This window comes from Chryseobacterium sp. SIMBA_038, from assembly GCF_046535115.1.
Lineage (GTDB): Bacteria > Bacteroidota > Bacteroidia > Flavobacteriales > Weeksellaceae > Chryseobacterium.
This window is the reverse complement of sequence record NZ_JAWRXH010000429.1, coordinates 1-237: the sequence shown is the minus strand read 5'-3', so window position 1 is coordinate 237 and position 237 is coordinate 1. Positions and strand designations below refer to the sequence as shown.

Here is a 237-nt window from a genome sequence, read left to right as displayed (position 1 = left end):
CGGTGCCGGCAGTGACAGCACAGCGGTCGTCGGCTCTTCCGACTGCACCCGCAGCATGTCGATGGCCTTGATGTGATAGGTGTAGAACCCGCCCTTCTTCTTCGTGGTGAAGAAGCGGTTCCCTGCGTAGTCCTCGATCAGCGGAGTGCCTGTCTCCCAGGTGCCGCCCTCGCGAATCTCGTAGCCGGTCACGTCGATCTCTGGAGATGCCTTCCAGGTGAACTCGACACCGCCCAG

General features: G+C 62.0%; 1 protein-coding gene. It reads right to left on the bottom strand.

The annotated features are described in order from the left end of the window. Positions 1–237 (bottom strand): hypothetical protein (locus SB689_RS24160; protein WP_410694554.1); only part of this gene is annotated, 237 nt, incomplete at both ends.